The 18330-nt window shown below is 59.3% G+C and carries 19 protein-coding genes and 2 pseudogenes; 15 read left to right on the forward strand and 6 right to left on the reverse strand.

Annotated elements, in window-relative coordinates:
• From HBO12_RS27405 to HBO12_RS27415, 3 genes and pseudogenes are all read right to left on the reverse strand, one after another.
• Positions 1–709: pseudogene (locus HBO12_RS27405) on the reverse strand (IS4-like element ISPa1635 family transposase); the annotation flags it as partial.
• A 299-nt stretch (positions 710–1008) separates the two neighbouring features.
• Positions 1009–2220 carry a c-type cytochrome biogenesis protein CcmI gene (ccmI, locus tag HBO12_RS27410; protein ID WP_012080656.1) on the reverse strand — a complete coding sequence of 404 codons (1212 nt, stop codon included), beginning with the start codon at positions 2218–2220 and terminating at the stop codon, positions 1009–1011.
• A pseudogene (locus HBO12_RS27415) lies at positions 2213–2494 on the reverse strand (cytochrome c-type biogenesis protein); the annotation flags it as partial. The gene ccmI and the pseudogene HBO12_RS27415, both read right to left, overlap by 8 nt.
• 113 nt (positions 2495–2607) lie before the next feature.
• Here HBO12_RS27415 and istA point away from each other — a divergent pair.
• Together istA and istB are read left to right on the forward strand one after the other, a co-directional pair.
• Positions 2608–4107 (forward strand): IS21-like element ISPst3 family transposase, encoded by a 1500-nt coding sequence (gene istA / locus HBO12_RS27420; RefSeq protein ID WP_169990550.1) that lies wholly within the window; start codon positions 2608–2610, stop codon positions 4105–4107.
• Entirely contained in the window at positions 4100–4903 is an 804-nt protein-coding gene (istB, locus tag HBO12_RS27425; RefSeq protein WP_010454871.1) for an IS21-like element ISPst3 family helper ATPase IstB, read from the forward strand. Before istA ends, istB begins: the two co-directional genes overlap by 8 nt.
• 195 nt (positions 4904–5098) lie before the next feature.
• Here istB and HBO12_RS27430 read toward each other — a convergent pair whose 3' ends face one another.
• Positions 5099–6637: an IS3 family transposase gene (locus tag HBO12_RS27430; protein WP_008071379.1), complete on the reverse strand. Its 1539-nt coding sequence runs from the start codon at positions 6635–6637 to the stop codon at positions 5099–5101.
• A gap of 395 nt (positions 6638–7032) precedes the next feature.
• Here HBO12_RS27430 and msrB point away from each other — a divergent pair, with 395 nt between their 5' ends.
• From msrB to HBO12_RS27450, 4 genes are all read left to right on the forward strand, one after another.
• Positions 7033–7476: a peptide-methionine (R)-S-oxide reductase MsrB gene (msrB, locus tag HBO12_RS27435; protein WP_003464965.1), complete on the forward strand. Its 444-nt coding sequence runs from the start codon at positions 7033–7035 to the stop codon at positions 7474–7476.
• A 1-nt stretch (position 7477) separates the two neighbouring features.
• Positions 7478–8017: a peptide-methionine (S)-S-oxide reductase MsrA gene (msrA, locus tag HBO12_RS27440; protein ID WP_003464967.1), complete on the forward strand. Its 540-nt coding sequence runs from the start codon at positions 7478–7480 to the stop codon at positions 8015–8017.
• 140 nt (positions 8018–8157) lie between these two features.
• The gene (locus tag HBO12_RS27445; protein WP_003464969.1) at positions 8158–8862 is read left to right on the forward strand and encodes a glutathione S-transferase N-terminal domain-containing protein; all 705 of its coding nucleotides are present in this window, start codon (positions 8158–8160) and stop codon (positions 8860–8862) included.
• Positions 8859–9827, forward strand: a complete 969-nt coding sequence (locus HBO12_RS27450; protein WP_003464971.1) for a magnesium and cobalt transport protein CorA — start codon at positions 8859–8861, stop codon at positions 9825–9827. The genes HBO12_RS27445 and HBO12_RS27450 overlap by 4 nt, the downstream gene beginning before the upstream one ends.
• Before the next feature lie 204 nt (positions 9828–10031).
• Here HBO12_RS27450 and HBO12_RS27455 read toward each other — a convergent pair whose 3' ends face one another.
• Positions 10032–10199 (reverse strand): hypothetical protein, encoded by a 168-nt coding sequence (locus HBO12_RS27455; RefSeq protein ID WP_016487060.1) that lies wholly within the window; start codon positions 10197–10199, stop codon positions 10032–10034.
• 75 nt (positions 10200–10274) lie between these two features.
• Here HBO12_RS27455 and HBO12_RS27460 point away from each other — a divergent pair, with 75 nt between their 5' ends.
• Complete coding sequence (locus HBO12_RS27460; RefSeq protein WP_016487059.1) at positions 10275–11186, forward strand: zinc-binding alcohol dehydrogenase family protein; 912 nt, start codon at positions 10275–10277, stop codon at positions 11184–11186.
• Positions 11187–11192: 6 nt separating this feature from the next.
• On the opposite strand, the gene HBO12_RS27465 is transcribed toward HBO12_RS27460, so the two are convergent.
• Complete coding sequence (locus HBO12_RS27465; protein WP_016487058.1) at positions 11193–14159, reverse strand: Tn3-like element ISPa38 family transposase; 2967 nt, start codon at positions 14157–14159, stop codon at positions 11193–11195.
• Between the two features lie 182 nt (positions 14160–14341).
• Here HBO12_RS27465 and HBO12_RS27470 point away from each other — a divergent pair, with 182 nt between their 5' ends.
• From HBO12_RS27470 to HBO12_RS27505, 8 genes are all read left to right on the forward strand, one after another.
• Positions 14342–14608 carry a nucleotidyltransferase family protein gene (locus HBO12_RS27470; RefSeq protein WP_016487057.1) on the forward strand — a complete coding sequence of 89 codons (267 nt, stop codon included), beginning with the start codon at positions 14342–14344 and terminating at the stop codon, positions 14606–14608.
• Entirely contained in the window at positions 14605–14982 is a 378-nt protein-coding gene (locus tag HBO12_RS27475) for a HepT-like ribonuclease domain-containing protein (protein ID WP_262377094.1), read from the forward strand. Before HBO12_RS27470 ends, HBO12_RS27475 begins: the two co-directional genes overlap by 4 nt.
• A gap of 136 nt (positions 14983–15118) precedes the next feature.
• Positions 15119–15679 (forward strand): chlorite dismutase family protein, encoded by a 561-nt coding sequence (locus HBO12_RS27480; RefSeq protein WP_151122437.1) that lies wholly within the window; start codon positions 15119–15121, stop codon positions 15677–15679.
• A gap of 296 nt (positions 15680–15975) precedes the next feature.
• Positions 15976–16332, forward strand: a complete 357-nt coding sequence (locus tag HBO12_RS27485) for a cupin domain-containing protein (protein ID WP_003465043.1) — start codon at positions 15976–15978, stop codon at positions 16330–16332.
• Positions 16333–16586: 254 nt separating this feature from the next.
• On the forward strand, positions 16587–16913 hold the full coding sequence (locus HBO12_RS27490) for a hypothetical protein (RefSeq protein WP_003100858.1): 327 nt from the start codon (positions 16587–16589) through the stop codon (positions 16911–16913).
• A complete protein-coding gene (locus HBO12_RS27495; protein WP_003100856.1) occupies positions 16910–17410 on the forward strand; it encodes a hypothetical protein in 501 nt (166 codons plus the stop codon). The genes HBO12_RS27490 and HBO12_RS27495 overlap by 4 nt, the downstream gene beginning before the upstream one ends.
• A complete protein-coding gene (locus HBO12_RS27500; protein WP_003100853.1) occupies positions 17407–17778 on the forward strand; it encodes a hypothetical protein in 372 nt (123 codons plus the stop codon). The genes HBO12_RS27495 and HBO12_RS27500 overlap by 4 nt, the downstream gene beginning before the upstream one ends.
• Positions 17772–18329, forward strand: coding sequence for a recombinase family protein (locus HBO12_RS27505; RefSeq protein WP_004118524.1), 558 nt, complete (start codon positions 17772–17774; stop codon positions 18327–18329). Before HBO12_RS27500 ends, HBO12_RS27505 begins: the two co-directional genes overlap by 7 nt.
• Position 18330 lies beyond the last annotated feature (1 nt).

Here is an 18330-nt window from a genome sequence, read left to right on the forward strand (position 1 = left end):
GGTTGGCCACGAAAAGCTGTGTGTCTTCAACTTGGCCAGAGTGTAGAAACGCTTTGACCTGGGCGTTATAGCCACAGGGCAGGCGCATCAGAAAGTGCCGCTGTTGCTGCGCGAACAGCGCGAATAACCAGTGCCCAGGGTAACCACGGTCAAACAGCGTCAGGCTGTCAGCCGGCAGGTGCTCAAGGTGCAGATGGGCACAGTCGCGCTCGCCGACGGTCAGGGGCACGATCAGGCTATGCAAGGTTTGACCGTCAGCGACTTCGTAGAGTGTGGACAAGCGAGCCATGGGAAAGCCAGAGTGACTGCCAAAGAAGGTCGCCATGGTCGACTCCAGGGGTAAATGCACGGTCGAGCCATCCACCGCGAGCACCCTCAGCCCACGCCACTTCTGACGCAGCCCGAAGCAGTCAATTTGTTGCTGCAGGAGGCGATTGAGACTTTCAAATACCTCGGGGTTGAGCTTTTTGCGCGCTTTGCAGAAGGCCTGCGCAGTGACCATTTGCGTCTCAGTCGACGCCTGATTGAGTACGCGATAGAACTGATCGAGTTCGGTTTGCAGGGCCGTGCGCGGCTGATTGAGCAGGAACAGGACGAGGTTCTTGAAGGTGAGCTGGCGTCGGCGGGTAAAGTCTTGAGGATTCTGGCGGTGGGCGGCGATGAAGGCGGGACAATCGAGCGGGCTGGTTATTTTTTGTACAATTTTCAAGCCAGGGTTTGGCTGGCGGTGTCAAGCGATGCGGTATAGGTAGTCAAAAGGGCTTCTCCCATGCACTGATTTGAGCGCTAATTATATGATATTTATGGATAATTTCCAAAGTTGATGACATTGGTAGCGAACATGCCGGCGTAAATCAGCCAACGGATAAAGTGATCACTGAGCAGCTCAGCCTCCCTTTCCAGTTCGGCTGTTAAAAAAACAACACCGTTGTTTGAAAGCACCAGCAAATCAAGTGCTCACTCTTCTATTTTACAGTACCTGGCAACAGCACTTTGCGGTGCAGTCGATCAGATATCCGGAAGGTTGATCGTAAGCTTCAGCCTAGCGCTCTTCGAATTTAATGTCGTCGAGCTTCGGCCCAACCATTCCCCCGACCTACTCTTCCCTCCCCTAGAGACCCTAGCAGTCACTTGAATCGCGGCTGTCTGCGATAAGGTGTTGCTGGTAACTATTGCATCAGCGCCTGAAAACTCCACCTCGGCCGGCAGACTTGAGACCTTAAGTCGTATGGTAGCGAGAGGTACCTTGGAGCCCGATAGCGTCTGTACGAAAACGAACACACTGTCATCCAAAGCGACCTTTTCGAAAATTTCCGGGGAAATGTCCACCCGTACCTTGAGCGGTGTTGGTGGCAAGCCAGCAACATGGTTAATCGTCAAATTGTTGTTTTTTTCATCCGCTGAAAGACCGTTTCTTGCCTTTCCAATGGCCTGTACTAAAGCAGCGTGTGACGGATGGTCGGAACCCATCTCTGCTAATGCGTGATGCCAATATTTTAAAGCATCTTGGTAACGATGCTCTTCAAACGCAGCCAGACCTATGAGACTCAAGCTCTGGAGCTCACCCGGATTTCCATTTAAAGCTTCATCTGTCAGCGCCTTGATTGGCGGAGACCACATTTTGTTGTTAGAGAAATACAATGCTTTAGCCCACTCGCCTAATAACTCCGGTCGGCGACCGGCCAGTGACACCGTTCGTTCGAACATTCTAGCGGCATCGTCGGGCCTCCCTTGAGCCATGTAGTTTTGGGCCAGGTTATAAGCGTTCTCAGCTGACTCCGGTTGGGCGTTAACCGCGCGTTCCAGACGGTCGTTCATTTGCGCGAGTGAACCGGGAGGCTGGGCGAACTCACGAACCAGCTCGACTTTGTCGCTGGCGCCAAAATGCAGGTACAGCGCGAGCCCCAGCGCCGGTATCAAGAAAGCCACGAATACTGGTAGCGGCTTGCCTGTAGTCGAAAAACGTTCGAGGCCAGCTCCTTCGGTGTCCGCCAGCAATTCGCGGTCCGCCTCAGAGCGGGCACTGTTTTTTTGCGCAGGAGACATCACTCCGTCCCCTTGCTGAAGCTGTAGCTCCGCCAGGCGTTCCTGATACAGCGCCACGTAAAAAGCGGTGCGATCTTCTTCGCTTTGGGCACGACGTACAAACAACACAGGGATTAGCACGAAACTGAGGGCAACCAGCAACAGCAGGCCGACCCATAGCCAGAAATCAATCATTAGATTCTTTACCCAATAGGAGGAGGAGCCGTTGACGCTCTTGGTCAGAAAACACCTCAACATCATCGCCATGCCGACCACGATGACGTGCAACGATCAAGTAAATCACCCACACACCGCCCAACAACAAACCGCCAGGCCCAAACCAGAGCAACCAGGTGTGGCTGTTCAGCTCAGGTTTGTAGCGCACGAATTCGCCATAGCGATCGACCATGAAGTCGATGATCTGCTGATTACTCTGACCTTCATCGAGCATGCGAAAGATCTCTTTTTGTTGCCGCTGACCGAAAACTGACCCAGTAGAGGCTGTTCTGCCGACTGAAAACTGACCCAGGTGTTCAACTGCTTCTGCTCAATTTTTGAGCAGGAGAACACAGGGTGATCAGTATGGAAATGATGGGCAAAATTCGCCGGATGTATTTCCGCGACAAGCTGTCGCTGCATGAGATAGCCAAGCGCACCGGGTTGGCGCGCAACACGATTCGCAAGTGGGTCAGATCACCTGAGGCCAAGCCGCCGGTCTACCAACGCCGCGCGATCTTCAACAAACTCAGCCCTTTTCACGCCACGCTGGAGCAGGCGCTAAAAGCCGATTCGCTGCGGCCCAAGCAACAGCGGCGCAGTGCCAAGGCGCTGTTGGCGCAAATCAAAGCCGAAGGTTATGACGGTGGCTACAGCCAGCTCACCGCGTTTATCCGTGCCTGGCGAGGGGGACAGGGCAAGGCGTCGCAGGCCTTTGTGCCGCTGACCTTTGCTCTTGGCGAGGCGTTTCAGTTTGACTGGAGCGAGGAAGGCTTGCTGGTCGGCGGCATTTACCGGCGTATGCAGGTGGCACATCTGAAGCTGTGTGCCAGCCGTGCGTTCTGGCTTGTGGCGTATCCGAGCCAGGGCCATGAGATGTTATTTGACGCCCATACACGCTCGTTCGGCTCCTTGGGCGGCGTGCCGCGCCGGGGCATCTACGACAACATGAAGACCGCCGTCGACAAGGTCAATAAGGGCAAAGGCCGGGCGGTGAATGCGCGCTTTGCGGTGATGTGCGCGCATTACCTGTTCGATCCGGACTTCTGCAACGTCGCCGCTGGTTGGGAAAAGGGCATCGTTGAAAAGAACGTGCAAGACAGCCGCAGGCGTATCTGGCTAGACGCCCAGGACTGCCAGTTTCACTCCTTCGAGGAACTCAATGCCTGGCTGGGCCAGCGCTGCCGCGCGCTTTGGAACGAGCTGACGCACCCTCAATACAGCGGGCTGAGTGTGGCCGAAGTGCTGGAGTTGGAGCGCGCTGAACTGATGCCTGTGCCAGCGCCATTCGACGGTTACGTCGAGCGGCCTGCGCGGGTCTCCAGCACCTGCCTGGTCAGCGTCGGGCGCAACCGCTACTCGGTGCCGTGTGAGTATGCGGGTAAGTGGGTCAGCAGCCGTTTGTATCCGACGCGAATCGAGGTGGTGGCTGACGACGCGCTGATCGCCAGCCATGTCCGCTTGCTGGATCGCGACCAGGTCAGCTATGACTGGCAGCACTACCTCCCGCTGATCGAACGCAAGCCCGGTGCGCTGCGCAACGGCGCGCCCTTTGCTGATCTGCCGGCGCCGCTGCGTCAGCTTAAGCACGGTCTGGGGCGTCATGCCGGCGGTGACCGGATCATGGCGCAAGTTCTGGCTGCCGTACCGGTCGCCGGGCTCGATGCGGTGCTGGTGGCTGTTGAGCTGGTACTGGAAAGCGGCAGCCTGAGCGCCGAACACATCCTCAATGTCGTGGCGCGCCTGGCCGCGACCGAACCACCACCCAGCGTCGAAACCCACTTGTCGCTCAAGGAAGCCCCCGTCGCTAACACGGCGCGCTACGACCGCCTGCGTGGCCAGACCGAGGAGATCGGTCATGCGTGATTTGATGGCGGAACTCAAGGAGCTGCGCCTGCACGGCATGGCCACGGCCTGGGCGGAGTTGACTGCGCAGGGTGAGTCGAACACAGCCTCGTCCAAGTGGCTGCTCGAACACCTGCTGGAACAAGAGCACACAGATCGCGCCATGCGCTCGGTGAGCCACCAGATGAACATGGCCAAGCTGCCGATGCACCGCGACCTGGCCGGCTTCGACTTCAGCGCCTCCAGCGCAGACGCTCGTTTGATCAGCGAACTGGCCAGTCTGGCCTTTACCGACACCGCGCAGAACGTGGTGCTGATCGGTGGGCCTGGCACCGGTAAAACCCACCTGGCCACTGCGCTGGCCGTGTCCGGCATCACCCGGCACGGCAAGCGCGTGCGCTTCTACTCCACGGTCGATCTGGTCAATCTGCTGGAGCGCGAAAAGCACGACGGCAAAGCCGGGCGGATCGCCCAAGCTCTGCTGCGCATGGATCTGGTCATCCTCGACGAACTGGGTTATCTGCCCTTCAGCCAGGCCGGCGGTGCGTTGCTGTTTCACCTGCTATCCAAGCTGTACGAACACACCAGCGTGGTGATCACCACCAACCTGAGCTTCGCCGAATGGTCGAGCGTGTTCGGCGACGCCAAGATGACCACCGCCCTGCTGGATCGGCTGACCCACCACTGCCACATCGTCGAAACCGGTAACGAGTCCTATCGCCTGCAACACAGTAGCTTGGCGGCCCAGGCCAAGATCAAATCACGGGAGCGAAAGCGTAAGGGCGGCCAGGAACCGGAGGACGATGAGCCGTTCTGATTTCATGGCGACGACGGCCTGCTACATGGCTGCGTGTGGCAGGTCTTAAACAACTGAACTGGGCTAGCGAAGGAGTGGGGGCAACAGCAGCTGCGCTGGTAGACTTATCCACAGTTGCTGGTAACAAAATCAGCAATCCGCCCTGGGTCAAATTTCAATCGGCAGGGTGGGGATGCGGACAAAAACTTGGACTGGTTATGCCGCGAAGCCCAGGCTTTCACGATACTCAATGGGACTGAGCGCGCCGAGGGAAATCTTGATTCGTTTTTCGTTGTACCAGCGAATGTATGAATCCAAGGCCTGAATGAACTGCTCGATGCTCGTTGACTGCCAGTTGCGAGGATAGAACAGCTCCGTTTTCAGTCGGCCGAAGAAACCTTCACAAGCCGCGTTGTCAGGTGAGCAGCCTTTGCGCGACATCGAACGAATCAGCTTCGCATCAGCGATGCGCGATAGCCAGCCGGGCCAGCGGTAGTGAGCGCCACGATCGGAGTGAACAACAGGCCGTTTATCGTTGCTGGCCACCGTTTCGACAGCGGCATCCAGCATCGTGTTCACAAGCTCGGCGTCGGGACGCGTGCCGATCGACCAACTGATTACCTTCCCATCGAAGCAGTCGATCATGGGGGACAGGTACACCTTGCCGGCTGGGATCTGGAACTCCGAGATGTCGGTCAGCCATTTCTCATTCGGAGCTAGGGCCGTGAAGTCGCGGTTGAGGAGGTTTTCCGGCGCCGGACTGATCTCCCCGAGGTAGGAACCGTATCGACGCCGTTTCGGCTTGGCGACGACTAGGCACTCCTGCTTCATCAAGCGCTGCACCACCTTCTCTGAAAGGCGCACACGCTGCCTGCTCAACGAAGCTCGCATCCGACGGTAGCCATAGCAACGATGATTGCGCTCGAATATGTCCGCCATGGCACGACGCGCTTCGGTGTACTTTTCCGCGACCTGCATTCGGGCTCGATGATAGAAATAGGAGCTTCGGGCCAAGCCCAACGCGTCAAGCAGCTCTAGCAAGGAGTACCTCTGCCTTAGGGCATCAGCCAGCAATGTCTTCTCCCGATTGGTCAGGACTTGCCGGTTGATGCCCGTCTCTTTTTTTATGAGTTCATTCGCCCTCATCAACAGGTCATGTTCAAGCTGCAAACGGCGAACATCGAGCTGGAGAGATTCGAGTTGCCGCTGCAACTCCTCTCGTTCCGGTGACGATGAGGGTTCAAGCCGACACTTCATGGATGGGGATACCTCTGGGCCGAGTAGCTGGTTTTTCCAGTTGTACAAGGTCGGCCTGCACACGCCCAGCTTTTGAGCCAGGGCTTTCGCACTTTCTTTTCGCGTGCACAGCGCGATGACCGCTGCCTGCTTCACCGCTGGCGGCCGGGCTAACCCGTCTGAACGACCGACAATACGCGTATGCAACTCGGGGTGCATTTCGTAAATCCAGGCACGCAACGAATCCCGCGCGGGGTAGCCCAACGCCTTGATGGTAGCGGCGATGTTGCGACCGTATTCGAGATAGTGCCCGACAGCCTTTTCCCTTTGGGCCAGTGAGTACTTCGACTTCGAGTTCTCGTAGCCACGCGGCAGGTCGAGGCATCGCTCATACTCTGCGTGCCAGCTCTTCAAAGAGTTCTTCGTCGGGTAGCCCAACTGACGAATAGTTGCCCCGGTTCGCTTGCCCAGTTTGATGTAGAGCTTGACCGCTCGGATACGGTCTTCGTATGAGTACATGAACTACCTCCAGGTAGTCCAAGATTTCCGCCGCATCCCCGGTGGGTCAATTTTCCATCAGCGCCAACACACTAAGCAACCATCAGAAAATTTTGACTGTACGCCAAAAAATTCGCATCTACCAGCATCTAAACAGGCGTTGTTGATTATCATAAAACACTGACACTGTATTATATAATCGTGCTTTTGTGTTATTTTTTTAATATTTACTGATTACGTACTTGCTTAACCACTCAGTTGCGCTAGAATTAATAGACGCGAAATTTAAATCTCTAATTTTCCAACACTTAGTAAAACCTCGTTTGCCATCCCACTACCATTGTAGGAGCAAATCAGGAGACATAAAAAATTAGCGGTAGCGTGCCTGGCCCTCTAGATAAGTATTGGAGACTGTAATGAAGTTTGAAAAGTCACAGACAGCAATCGACCACCTGACTCCCGAGCAACACCGAATTACCCAGGAGGCGGGCACCGAAAGGCCCTTCACGGGCGAGTACAACGACAACAAGGAGCCTGGCATCTACGTCGACATAGTGTCGGGAGAGCCACTGTTCGCTTCGACGGACAAGTTCGATTCGGGTACTGGCTGGCCCAGCTTCACCAAGCCGATCGTTTCGGCAAACGTGAACGAGGTGCGGGACAGCGCACACGGCATGGTCCGGACGGAGGTCAGGTCAGTACACGCAGACAGTCATCTCGGCCATGTGTTCCCCGATGGTCCTTCCGACCGCGGCGGTCTGCGGTACTGCATCAACTCAGCGTCCCTTCGCTTCATCCCGCGCGACGAGATGGAGTCCGAGGGATACGGTGAATATCTCGATCAAGTAGAGGAGGCTTAACATGCATCAGCGCGCTGTTCTCGCAGGAGGATGTTTCTGGGGCATGCAGGATCTGATCCGCAAGCGGCCCGGCATCATCTCGACCCGTGTGGGTTACACGGGCGGCGATATTCCGAACGCCACGTATCGTAATCACGGCACGCATGCCGAGGGGATCGAGATTGTCTTCGACCCGACAGTGACGAGCTACCGGAACATCCTGGAATTCTTCTTCCAGATCCACGATCCGACGACGCTGAACCGCCAGGGCAATGATCGTGGGCTCTCCTACCGGTCGGGCATCTATTATGTCGACGAGGAGCAGAAGCGCGTCGCCGAGGATACGATCGCCGATGTGGATGCCTCGGGGCTGTGGGATGGCAAAGTGGTGACCGAGGTCCAGCCGGTCGGCGAGTTCTGGGAGGCCGAGCCCGATCACCAGGATTATCTGGAGAAGCGCCCGGGCGGCTACACCTGCCACTTCGTCCGTCCCGGCTGGGTGCTTCCGAAGCGCCAAAAGGTTGACGACGTACAGCCAGCGGCCGGGACCGCGGCGGAATAGGCTTCACTGCCGTTGCCACTGCGCCGATCCGGTCCGCAATCTTCGTGACCGCGTCGTTCAGCGACGCGGTCATCGAACCCTACTTCAGAGTGACGGCTCGTTCCAGTCAGTCGCCATCGCAACACCAGGATCGCAGATTTATGCCAGACCTCTCGTCCTTTCCGATCACGCAGCGCTGGCCGGCATCTCATCCCGATCGCCTGCAACTCTACGCAGCCCCTACGCCCAATGGCGTCAAGGTCTCGATCATGCTTGAGGAGACTGGCCTGGCGTACGAGCCCCACCTGATCGACATCTCGAACAACGAGTCGAAGGATCCGGCGTTCGTGTCGCTGAACCCGAACGGACGCATACCGGCGATCATCGATCCGGCTGGCCCTGACGGTAGACCCATCGCCTTATGGGAATCCGGTGCGATCCTCCTCTATCTGGCCGACAAGACGGGTCAGTTCATCTCCACCGAACCAGGCCAGCGTTACGAGACCCTAGCGTGGGTGTTCTTTCAGATGTCGGCCATCGGGCCGATGTTCGGTCAGCTCGGCTTCTTCCTGCGATTTGGCGGCAAGGACTATGAGGACAAGCGGCCGCAACAGCGCTTTATCGACGAATCCACGCGTCTGCTGGGGATTCTGGATCGCCGGCTGGAAGGCCGCGACTGGATCGTCGACGACTATTCGATCGCGGACATCGCGACGCTCGGCTGGGTGAATGCGCTGGTGGAATTCTACGCTGCGGGTGACATCCTTGGCCTCAGCAGCTTTTCGAACGTCCGCGCATGGCTTGGACGCGGGCTGGCTCGACCGGCCGTCCAGCGTGGCCTCCACATTCCCGCGAGGCCAGCATGAGCATCATCGCCGCCTATTATTACAACGAAGGCAAGCGAGTTCGCGAAATCGCGCTCGATGAGCACGTCAAGTTGGGCGAGAGTCGCTCGGGCTTCTGCTGGATCGCGCTTAGCGAACCCACCCCCGAGGAACTACTCGCGATCCAAAGGACATATAATCTTCATCCGTTGGCGATCGACAACGCGATGCACCCGCTGTGCCCGCCCAAGCTCGAGGTCTACAACGATGAGTTGTACGTCGTCGCGCAGACCGCCGAGCTGGTCGGCGACCGGATCAGCTACGGCAAGATGGCGATCTTCACCGGTCACAATCACCTTATCACCGTGCGGCACGGCAATGCCGGAGCGCTGGGCAAACTTCGGGAGCAACTCGAGGCATCGCCGACGCAGTTCGGCAAGGGTGTCGACTATGTGCTGCACGCGATCTTGCATCGCGTGGTCGACCAGTATCTGCCCATCTTCGAAATGATCGAGGACGACGTCCTGGCGATGGAGCGACGGTCGCTGCACGATTTCCTCGGGCCAGAAGAGGTGGCGCGAATCTTCGAACTAAGGTCCGAACTCACGCGGTTCCAGCGCACGCTCGGGGCTATGGCCGAGCTGGTGCGAAAGCTCGTTCGCGGCCACTTTCCCTGCATCAGCGCCGAAATGACACCATATTTCCACGACGTCGCGGACCATGTCCACCGCGTGCAGTCCATGGTCGACGGCCTCCTGCTTGTCCTGTCCACGGTCTTTGAGGCCAGCAGCCTTCTTGAAGCGCAAAGGACGGGGGTGATCACCCGCCAGCTGGCGGCTTGGGCGGCAATACTGGCAGTCCCGACGGCGATCGCTGGAATATACGGCATGAACTTTAAGCACATGCCGGAGCTGGACACGGCCTACGGATACTTTGTCGTGCTCGGAGTGATAGCGATATCGTGCGTTTTCCTATTTGTGCGCTTCAAGAAGGCTAAGTGGCTGTGAATACTGCCCATCGTTTTCTTCGCCGTCATCTGACGGTTACAGCGGGCCTTATACGGAAGCTTGTCCAATCCAACTCAAGATGAAGGTGCGTCCATGACATAGCAGCTGACCGACGCTCTACAAGCAGTTCAGTCCTTCATCGCCAAGGGCTAAGACCGCGAATAGCGCGTCAAGGACAGCAATCTCGTCGATCTCGAGCCAGGATCAACCATCGGTCCGTGCGGCATCTGCGTCGACGCGGCGTTTCGCCTCGGAAGCGGTGATGATGGCGATAACGCCTCCACCCTCTACGCGATCACCGATCCGGCGACCGAGCATAAGGGCCTGTTGATCGACGTGTTCGATGAAATCTGCTACCGCGACCCAGTTCAAGAGTCGGGACCTCAATGTAGAAGAAGTTGACTAACGAGCATTCGCGTCATCCGATCAAGCAAGCTGGAGACATTTATGAAAGCCATTGGTTACAAGGTTCCGGGACCCATCGCCGCGGATGCCGCGCTGGTCGACATCAATCTGCCTCGGCCTGTCGCTGCAGGATACGATATCCTGGTTGAGGTGAAGGCCGTCTCGGTCAACCCGGTCGACTACAAGGTCCGCAACAGCACGCCGCCGGCAGATGGCGATTGGAAGGTGCTGGGATGGGATGCCGCCGGGATTGTGCGCGAGGTCGGCCCCGACGTCACGCAGTTCGAGTTAGGCGACGAGGTCTATTATGCCGGATCGATCACACGGCCCGGTACCAATGCGGAGTTCCATCTCGTCGACGCCCGGATTGTCGGTCACAAACCTGCGTCGCTCTCCTGGGCGGAAGCGGCGGCGCTGCCGCTGACGACGTTGACGGCCTGGGAGGCGATGTTCGACCGCCTGGACGTGGCGAAGCCCGTACCCGGTGCGGCGGAGGCGATCCTCATCATCGGTGGCGCGGGCGGGGTTGGGTCGATCGCCGTCCAGATCGCGCGACAGCGCACGGACCTCACCGTCATCGCCACAGCCTCTCGACCGGAAACCCAAGAGTGGGTAAGAGGGCTTGGAGCTCACCACGTCATCGACCATTCTCGTCCGCTCGCGCCACAGATCGCCGAACTCGGCATCGGTGCTCCCGCTTTCGTCTTTTCGACCACACATACCGAGCAACATGTCGCCGACATCGCCGAACTGATCGCCCCACAAGGACGGTTCGGACTGATCGACGATCCCAAGGCATTCGATATCATGGTTTTCAAGCGCAAGGCGGTGTCGATCCACCACGAGCTGATGTTCACGCGGTCGATCTACGGCACGCCCGACATGAATGAGCAGGGCGAGATTCTGGATGCGATGGCAGCGCTGGTTGGGGTCGTCTCAGAAAACGGAAAATAAAGCACGCTAAGCCGGTTGCAGCGGCCGTAGCGGCCTGAACTTGCCCGCGCCGATCTTGGCGCTGCTGCGCCAGAGGTAATCGCCGGTCAGGTTGATGTGCTCCCAGCCGAGCGGCGACAGGTACTGCAACAGGCCGTCATCGACGGCTTGACCGTGGCCACGCAAGGCGTTCGCGGCCCGCTCCAGATAGACCGTGTTCCATAGCACGATGGCCGCCGTCACCAGGTTGAGGCCGCTGGCCCGGTAGCGCTGCTGCTCGAAGCTGCGGTCGCGGATTTCCCCCAGGCGGTTGAAGAACACGGCGCGGGCCAGCGCGTTGCGCGCCTCGCCTTTGTTCAGCCCGGCATGCACGCGGCGGCGCAGCTCGACGCTTTGCAGCCAGTCCAGGATGAACAGTGTGCGCTCGATGCGTCCCAGCTCACGCAGGGCGACGGCCAGGCCGTTCTGGCGCGGGTAGCTGCCAAGCTTCCTGAGCATCAGCGAGGCCGTCGCCGTGCCCTGCTTGATCGAGGTGGCCATCCGCAGGATTTCATCCCAATGGGCGCGGACGTGCTTGATGTTGAGCGTGCCGCCGATCATCGGTTTCAACGCCTCGTAGGTGGCATCGCCCTTCGGGATGTAGAGCTTGGTGTCGCCCAGGTCACGAATGCGCGGGGCGAAGCGGAAGCCCAGCAGGTGCATCAACGCGAAGACGTGGTCCGTGAACCCTGCCGTGTCGGTGTAGTGCTCCTCGATCCGCAGGTCGGATTCGTGATACAGCAGGCCGTCGAGCACGTAGGTCGAGTCGCGCACGCCGACGTTCACGACCTTGGTGTGGAACGGCGCGTACTGGTCGGAGATATGGGTGTAGAACGTCCGCCCAGGGCTACTTCCATACTTCGGATTGATATGCCCGGTGCTCTCTGCCTTGCTGCCGGTTCGGAAGTTCTGGCCGTCCGACGATGACGTGGTGCCGTCGCCCCAATGCTCGGCGAAGGGATGTCGGAACTGCGCGTTGACCAGCTCGGCCAGTGCCGCCCCGTAGGTTTCGTCGCGGATGTGCCAGGCTTGCAGCCAGGCCAGCTTGGCGTAGGTCGTGCCGGGGCACGATTCCGCCATCTTGGTCAGGCCCAGGTTGATCGCGTCGGCGAGGATCGTGGTCAGCAACAGGTTTTTGTCCTTGGCCAGGTCGCCTGACTTCAGGTGGGCGAAGTGCCGGGTGAAGCCCGCCCATTCGTCTACCTCCAGCAGCAATTCGGTGATCTTGACGTGCGGTAGGATCATCGCCGTCTGGTCGATCAGGGCCTGTGCGGTATCGGGCACCGCCGCATCGAGCGGCGTGATCTTCAGGCCCGACTCCGTGATGATGGCGTCCGGCAGCTCGTTGGCCAGCGCCATGCGGTTGACGGTGGCGAGCTGCGTTTCCAGCAGCGTCAGCCGGTCATGCAGGTACTGGTCGCAATCGGTGGCCACGGCCAGCGGCAATTCGCTGGCCTGCTTGAGGCTGGCGAATTTCGCGGGCGGCACCAGGTAGTCCTCGAAGTCCTTGAACTGGCGCGAGCCTTGCACCCAGATGTCGCCGGAGCGCAGCGCGTTCTTCAGCTCCGACAGCGCGCACAGTTCGTAGTAGCGCCGGTCGATGCCGGTGTCGGTCATCACCAGCTTCTGCCAGCGCGGCTTGATGAACTCGGTCGGCGCGTCGGTGGGCACCTTGCGGGCGTTGTCGCTGTTCATGCTGCGCAGCACCTCGATGGCGTCGAGTACGTCCTTGGCGGCGGGCGCGGCCCGCAACTTGAGCACGTCGAGAAATTCCGGCGCGTAGCGGCGCAGCGTGGCGTAGCTCTCGCCGATGCGGTGCAGGAAATCGAAGTCCTCGGGTTGCGCGAGCCGCTGCGCTTCGGTGACGCTCTCGGCGAAAGCATCCCAGGACATGACGGCCTCGATGGCGGCGAACGGATCGCGGCCCGCTTGCTTGGCCTCGATCAGCGCCTGGCCGATGCGCCCGAACAGCCGCACCTTGGCATTGATCGCCTTGCCGGATGCCTGGAACTGCTGCTGATGCTTGTTCTTGGCGGCATTGAACAGCTTGCCCAGGATGCGGTCATGCAGGTCGATGATTTCGTCGGTGACGGTGGCCATGCCCTCGATGGCGAGCGCCACCAGGGTCGCGTAACGCCGCTGCGGCTCGAACTTCGCCAGGTCGGCGGGCGTCATCTGGCCGCCCTCGCGGGCGATCTTGAGCAGCCGGTTCTGGTGAACCAGCCGCTCGATGCCGGAGGGCAGGTCGAGCGCCTGCCACGCCTTGAGGCGTTCGATGTGTTCCAGCATGTGCCGCGAGTTCGGTTTGACCGGGGATTGCCGCAGCCAGGCCAGCCACGTCGTCTTGCCGTTGTCGCGGCGCTTGAGCAGATCGTCGAGGCGACGGCGATGCACGTCCGTCAGCGGCTCAGCCAAGGCGTCGTAGAGACGCCGGTTGGCGCGGGTAATCGCTTCGGCGCTCGCCCGCTCGACGGCGTTGAGGGCGGGCACAATGACCGACTGCCGCCGCAGGTGCTCGATCAAGGCTCTGGCCAGCACGATGCCCTTGTCGGTTTGCATGGCCAGCTCGGTCAGCAACTGGACAGCCTGCCGGTAGTGGCCAATCGTGAACGGCTGGAAGCCGAACACCGTTTGCAGCTCGACCAGGTGCTCGCGTCGGGTCTGCTCACGCTGCCCGTACTCGTCCCAGCTTTCGATGCCGACCTTGAGCTGGTTGGCGACCAGTCTCAGCAATGGCGGGAACGGTGGCTCATCAGCGCCAAGGATGACGCCGGGAAAGCGCAGGTAGCAGAGCTGCACCGCGAAGCCCAGCCGATTGGCCGGGCCGCGCCGCTGCCGGATGATGGAGAGGTCGCTTTCGCTGAACGTGTAGTGACGGATCAACTCATCCTTGGTGTCCGGCAACGCCAGCAGGCTTTCGCGCTCGGCGGCGGAGAGGATCGAACGGCGGGGCATGCGGTTTCCTTCTTCTTGAAAACGTAGGTTTGTGACAAGCCCGCCAAGGCAACCGGCGCGGCACGGGAATCAAGGCATTGCGATTCTCGAAAATAGTTCTTGAAATTCTATTCTTGATTGCATATCATCTCAACGAGTTTCGATAAGAAAGGATGCCCATGCGACCGTCTGTTGTGCTTGACATGAAGCGAAGCGCAGTGCGTGAAGCGGTAGGCCGCTTTCGCGCCGCGAACCCGCGCGTCTTCGGCTCGGTGCTGCATGGCACCGACCGGGATGGCAGCGACCTCGACCTGTTGGTCGATGCGCTGCCCGGTGCCACGTTGTTGGACTTGGGCGATTTGGAAGAAGAACTGAAATCGCTGCTCGGCGTTGACGTCGATCTGCTGACTCCCGGCGACCTGCCGCCGAAGTTCCGGGCCAAGGTGCTCGCGGAGGCGCAACCGATATGAGCGAGAACCGCCTGCCCGATTACCTCGACCACATTCAGCAGGCCGCAACCGATGCGCGCAGCTTCGTGGAAGGGATGGCCAAGGACGACTTCTTGGCCGACAAGCGCACCCAGCAGGCCGTCATCATGAGCCTGATCGTCATCGGCGAGGCGGCCACAAAGGTGATGGATGGCTACGTCGAGTTCACCCAGGCGCATGCCGACGTGCCGTGGCGCAGCATGCGCAATATGCGTAATCGCATGGCTCACGGCTATTTCGACATCAACCTCGATGTGGTGTACCGATACGGTACAATTAATTTTGGAAATGGCGACAAACGGCTATTTTCTGGCGGTCGTATCACAGACCAATTCGATGCTATATTTACAATTTAACTGGGGGGGGGTGCGCTGGTAAGCGTAATGCAATACTACGCTAAGCGAGGCGAGGCGATGATGCACAAGCATGGGATGGGCAGATAGGTTTTTTGAAGCTGTAAAAAAGTTAACACACTCACATGAAGGGGTTGAAATGGATACACGATTATTTGCATTCGTCGGCGGAGACAGCGGTCTTTGGCGGATCGTTGGAACCGAAACCATAGTTGGCAAGTCACTGCCTGAAGCCAAAAGGCTCAACGTAATATCTGCCTCAGAGTTGCAGCCCGAAACCAATGCACCCTGGGTACTTCGCGGAATAACAAGCAATGAACGGTATGTCATGCGCGAAGAGAAGAACGAAATTGTGGCGAAGCAGCAAGGGCTAGCGCGCCCAGAAGCAACTTGCGCTGCGTTGATACCGATCCGAAAAAACGCAGCTTGGTGGGAATTCACGCAAGACGAGCGCCGGAGCGTTTTCGAAAAGTCAAAGCACATTCAAATCGGGCTCAACTACTTGCCTGCAGTAGCGCGCAAGCTCCATCACTGCCGCGACCTCTCTGAAAATGAACCGTTCGATTTTCTCAATTGGTTCGAGTTCGCGCCAACCCATGAGGCTGAGTTCAACGCATTGCTTTCCGAACTGCGTGCAACAGAGGAATGGAAGTACGTTGACAGAGAAGTCGATATCCGTCTCGTGCGAGAGGCGGCGTAGGTCAATCCCCGTCTGACCGCTCAGGGGCGTTAGCGGGCAGCCGGCACTGCATCTATTGATTTTGGATAGCTTGGAACCAGGCATTTCACTTGCAATTAATTCGAGCACGCCGCCATGAAATGCGAGCCGCCGCCGTCGATTGCAAGCTCGTTTGCAAATAGCGTGAGCTTCAGCGCGCCGTCAGTTGCAGTTAATTCGAGCCGAAAGCGGCATCGAATGCGAGCACGCCCGTTTTCAAACGCGAGCCGTTACACATATCCAGCCTGTCTGGGGGCACTGTGAAAGAGGGATCTCCGATGACTGTTGAATCGAGAATATTTTCTGTAGCCGAGTATGTTCAGCCGTCCGAAGGCGAGCCTATTCGTTCCGTTGTGCTTGAAACCCGAGACTCAATTATCGTGGTTTGGCATGTCCATCCCGGGCAGGAAATTGCGGCTCACATTCATCCTCACGGCCAAGACACGTGGACTGTTTTGTCGGGAATGGCTGATTACTTTCAGGGCAATGGGATTGTTCGTGCCCTCAGGGAAGGTGAGATAGCCGTGGCAAGACCGGGCCAAGTGCACGGGGCGCGAAATACAGGTACCGAGCCATTTGTGTTCGTCTCGGTTGTGGCATCAGCCAATGCCGGTTTCGTATTGGCTGAGCGATAGAGCCCAATCTCTGGAGTTGGTCCAATGAGCGGTCGGGGAGATAGGTAACAGACATGCAGCGGACACGGCTGCTAAACCAGGTCGCAAACCTCCTTGCGTCGCAGCGTGCCGCAAGCGACGCGATCAATCGAATGGGGTCGGCATGAGACTGAACACCATCCAGTTCCCGACCGCGTAGCCGCCTGTCCTGCCGATCAGGTCTTGACCATCGACGCCTGGGATCAGTCCTGAATGTTCTTGGAGACCACTACGTTATGAGCCGCAGCCGCCGCAAAACACCCATCGTCGGGCACACGACCTGCGGCAGCGAGCGCGAGGACAAGAAGCTCTGGCATCAGCGCTGGCGCACCCGTGAGCGCACGGCGCTGACCAGCGCGTCGCCCGAAGCCCTGAGCGCCCATCTGCCCCTGCTGGAAAACCAGGCCAGCAGCGTCTGGTCGATGGGCAAGGATGGCCGCTCCTACTGGCCCGTCAAGCGCCAGGCCGCCACGGCGGATCGCATCGCCAATCACAAGGGACGCAACCCGCAAGAACGCGCCTCCCTGAAAAAGCGCCTGCTGCGCAAGTGGATGAGCAAATGAAGCTCTCCTTCCATCAGCACATTGCGCTGTTCTGGATGATCGGTGCTCCGGGCGTCTTCGCGCCCGTGATCGAGAACGCCAAGCGGCCCGATGCCGGCGCCGTCATGGCGTGGGGTGTCGCGATCGTGGCGGTGATGATCCTCTTCACCCCTTTGCTGCTGCGCTGTCCACCATTCCGGCGCTGGTATGGCCGGACGGATGCGCTGTCGGAGCGGCAGCGCCAGGCGCTTGCCGAGCGCGGCCTGCGCCGCTACTACCAGACCGCTTTCGATGACGGCTACGTGCCCCGCGTGATGCCCTACGTGTGGCGCATCATCTGGACGGTCGGCGGGTTGATGGCTGTGACCGCCGTACTGCCTACCAACACCGGACGGCCAGCCTTCGATGCCTTGGTGGTCTTCTCGACCTGGTATCCGATAGGCGTGATGCTGCTGGTTTTCGCGTCGAGGCCCCTTGGCCGGTTGATTCGCCAAAGAGCACAGGAGCGGCGGAAATGAGCACGTCAACCATCGAGGCGCTGGCCAGCGCCTGGGCAAGGATTGCCGAGGAAGCGGAATTCCCCGCTGACTACGAGGGGACTGCCACACCACAAGCGCATCGGGCTAGCGAAGCTATTCAGGAGCAGATTCGGGAGCGCATCGTCGCCACCAACGACATGCGGCTGTTCAGCCTGCTGCACCTGCTGGGTCAGGCGTCGCTGCGCATGGAGCAAGCGCTGTGGCCGGAGGATTACGAGCGGATGACGCGCGAGGTTGAGGAAGCCCTGCGGCAAGCCACCGACGCCAACGCCAGATCGTACACCCACGAAGAAGTGATGCAGGCGATGCAGGAACGCATCGACCGGGCGCGAGACAAGCCATGTTGATTGGCTATGCGCGCGTCTCGACGCAGGATCAGAACCTGGAGCTGCAACGCGAAGCCTTGAGCAAGGCCGGATGTAAAAAGGTCTTCGAGGACAAGGTGAGTGGCACGCGGGCAGACCGGCCTGGCTTGGCCAAGACGCTCGAAATGCTGCGCGAAGGCGATACTTTGGTCGTCTGGAAGCTCGACCGGCTGGGCCGGTCGGTCAAGCAACTGGTCGATCTGGTCGGCGAGCTGCACAAGCACGGTGTCCAGTTCAGGAGCCTCACCGACTCCATCGACACCGGCACACCATCCGGGCGGTTCTTCTTCCACGTCATGGCGAGCCTTGCCGAAATGGAGCGCGAGCTGACCGTCGAGCGCACCCGCGCCGGGCTGGAAGTCGCCAAGCAGCTCGGCCGCAAAGGCGGCCGCAAGCCGAAGATGACCGACAGCAAGATCGAGTCGGCCAAGAAGCTGCTGGCCAGCGGGGTGCCGCCCAAGGACGTGGCCAAGAACCTCGGCGTGTCCATTCCGACGCTGTACCGCTGGGTGCCAGCCTCCACGCACGCTTAGC

Origin of the sequence: Pseudomonas sp. WS 5059, from assembly GCF_012985525.1 — a bacterium.
In the GTDB taxonomy this organism is placed as follows: domain Bacteria; phylum Pseudomonadota; class Gammaproteobacteria; order Pseudomonadales; family Pseudomonadaceae; genus Aquipseudomonas.

Excerpts from the sequence above, each read along its gene's own strand:
- ccmI (WP_012080656.1), bottom strand. The coding sequence starts at position 2,220 with ATGATTGATTTCTGGCTATGGGTCGGCCTGCTGTTGCTGGTTGCCCTC.
- istA (WP_169990550.1), top strand. The coding sequence starts at position 2,608 with ATGGAAATGATGGGCAAAATTCGCCGGATGTATTTCCGCGACAAGCTG.
- istB (WP_010454871.1), top strand. The coding sequence starts at position 4,100 with ATGCGTGATTTGATGGCGGAACTCAAGGAGCTGCGCCTGCACGGCATG.
- HBO12_RS27430 (WP_008071379.1), bottom strand. The coding sequence starts at position 6,637 with ATGTACTCATACGAAGACCGTATCCGAGCGGTCAAGCTCTACATCAAA.
- msrB (WP_003464965.1), top strand. The coding sequence starts at position 7,033 with ATGAAGTTTGAAAAGTCACAGACAGCAATCGACCACCTGACTCCCGAG.
- msrA (WP_003464967.1), top strand. The coding sequence starts at position 7,478 with ATGCATCAGCGCGCTGTTCTCGCAGGAGGATGTTTCTGGGGCATGCAG.
- HBO12_RS27445 (WP_003464969.1), top strand. The coding sequence starts at position 8,158 with ATGCCAGACCTCTCGTCCTTTCCGATCACGCAGCGCTGGCCGGCATCT.
- HBO12_RS27450 (WP_003464971.1), top strand. The coding sequence starts at position 8,859 with ATGAGCATCATCGCCGCCTATTATTACAACGAAGGCAAGCGAGTTCGC.
- HBO12_RS27460 (WP_016487059.1), top strand. The coding sequence starts at position 10,275 with ATGAAAGCCATTGGTTACAAGGTTCCGGGACCCATCGCCGCGGATGCC.
- HBO12_RS27465 (WP_016487058.1), bottom strand. The coding sequence starts at position 14,159 with ATGCCCCGCCGTTCGATCCTCTCCGCCGCCGAGCGCGAAAGCCTGCTG.
- HBO12_RS27470 (WP_016487057.1), top strand. The coding sequence starts at position 14,342 with ATGAAGCGAAGCGCAGTGCGTGAAGCGGTAGGCCGCTTTCGCGCCGCG.
- HBO12_RS27475 (WP_262377094.1), top strand. The coding sequence starts at position 14,605 with ATGAGCGAGAACCGCCTGCCCGATTACCTCGACCACATTCAGCAGGCC.
- HBO12_RS27480 (WP_151122437.1), top strand. The coding sequence starts at position 15,119 with ATGGATACACGATTATTTGCATTCGTCGGCGGAGACAGCGGTCTTTGG.
- HBO12_RS27485 (WP_003465043.1), top strand. The coding sequence starts at position 15,976 with ATGACTGTTGAATCGAGAATATTTTCTGTAGCCGAGTATGTTCAGCCG.
- HBO12_RS27490 (WP_003100858.1), top strand. The coding sequence starts at position 16,587 with ATGAGCCGCAGCCGCCGCAAAACACCCATCGTCGGGCACACGACCTGC.
- HBO12_RS27495 (WP_003100856.1), top strand. The coding sequence starts at position 16,910 with ATGAAGCTCTCCTTCCATCAGCACATTGCGCTGTTCTGGATGATCGGT.
- HBO12_RS27500 (WP_003100853.1), top strand. The coding sequence starts at position 17,407 with ATGAGCACGTCAACCATCGAGGCGCTGGCCAGCGCCTGGGCAAGGATT.
- HBO12_RS27505 (WP_004118524.1), top strand. The coding sequence starts at position 17,772 with ATGTTGATTGGCTATGCGCGCGTCTCGACGCAGGATCAGAACCTGGAG.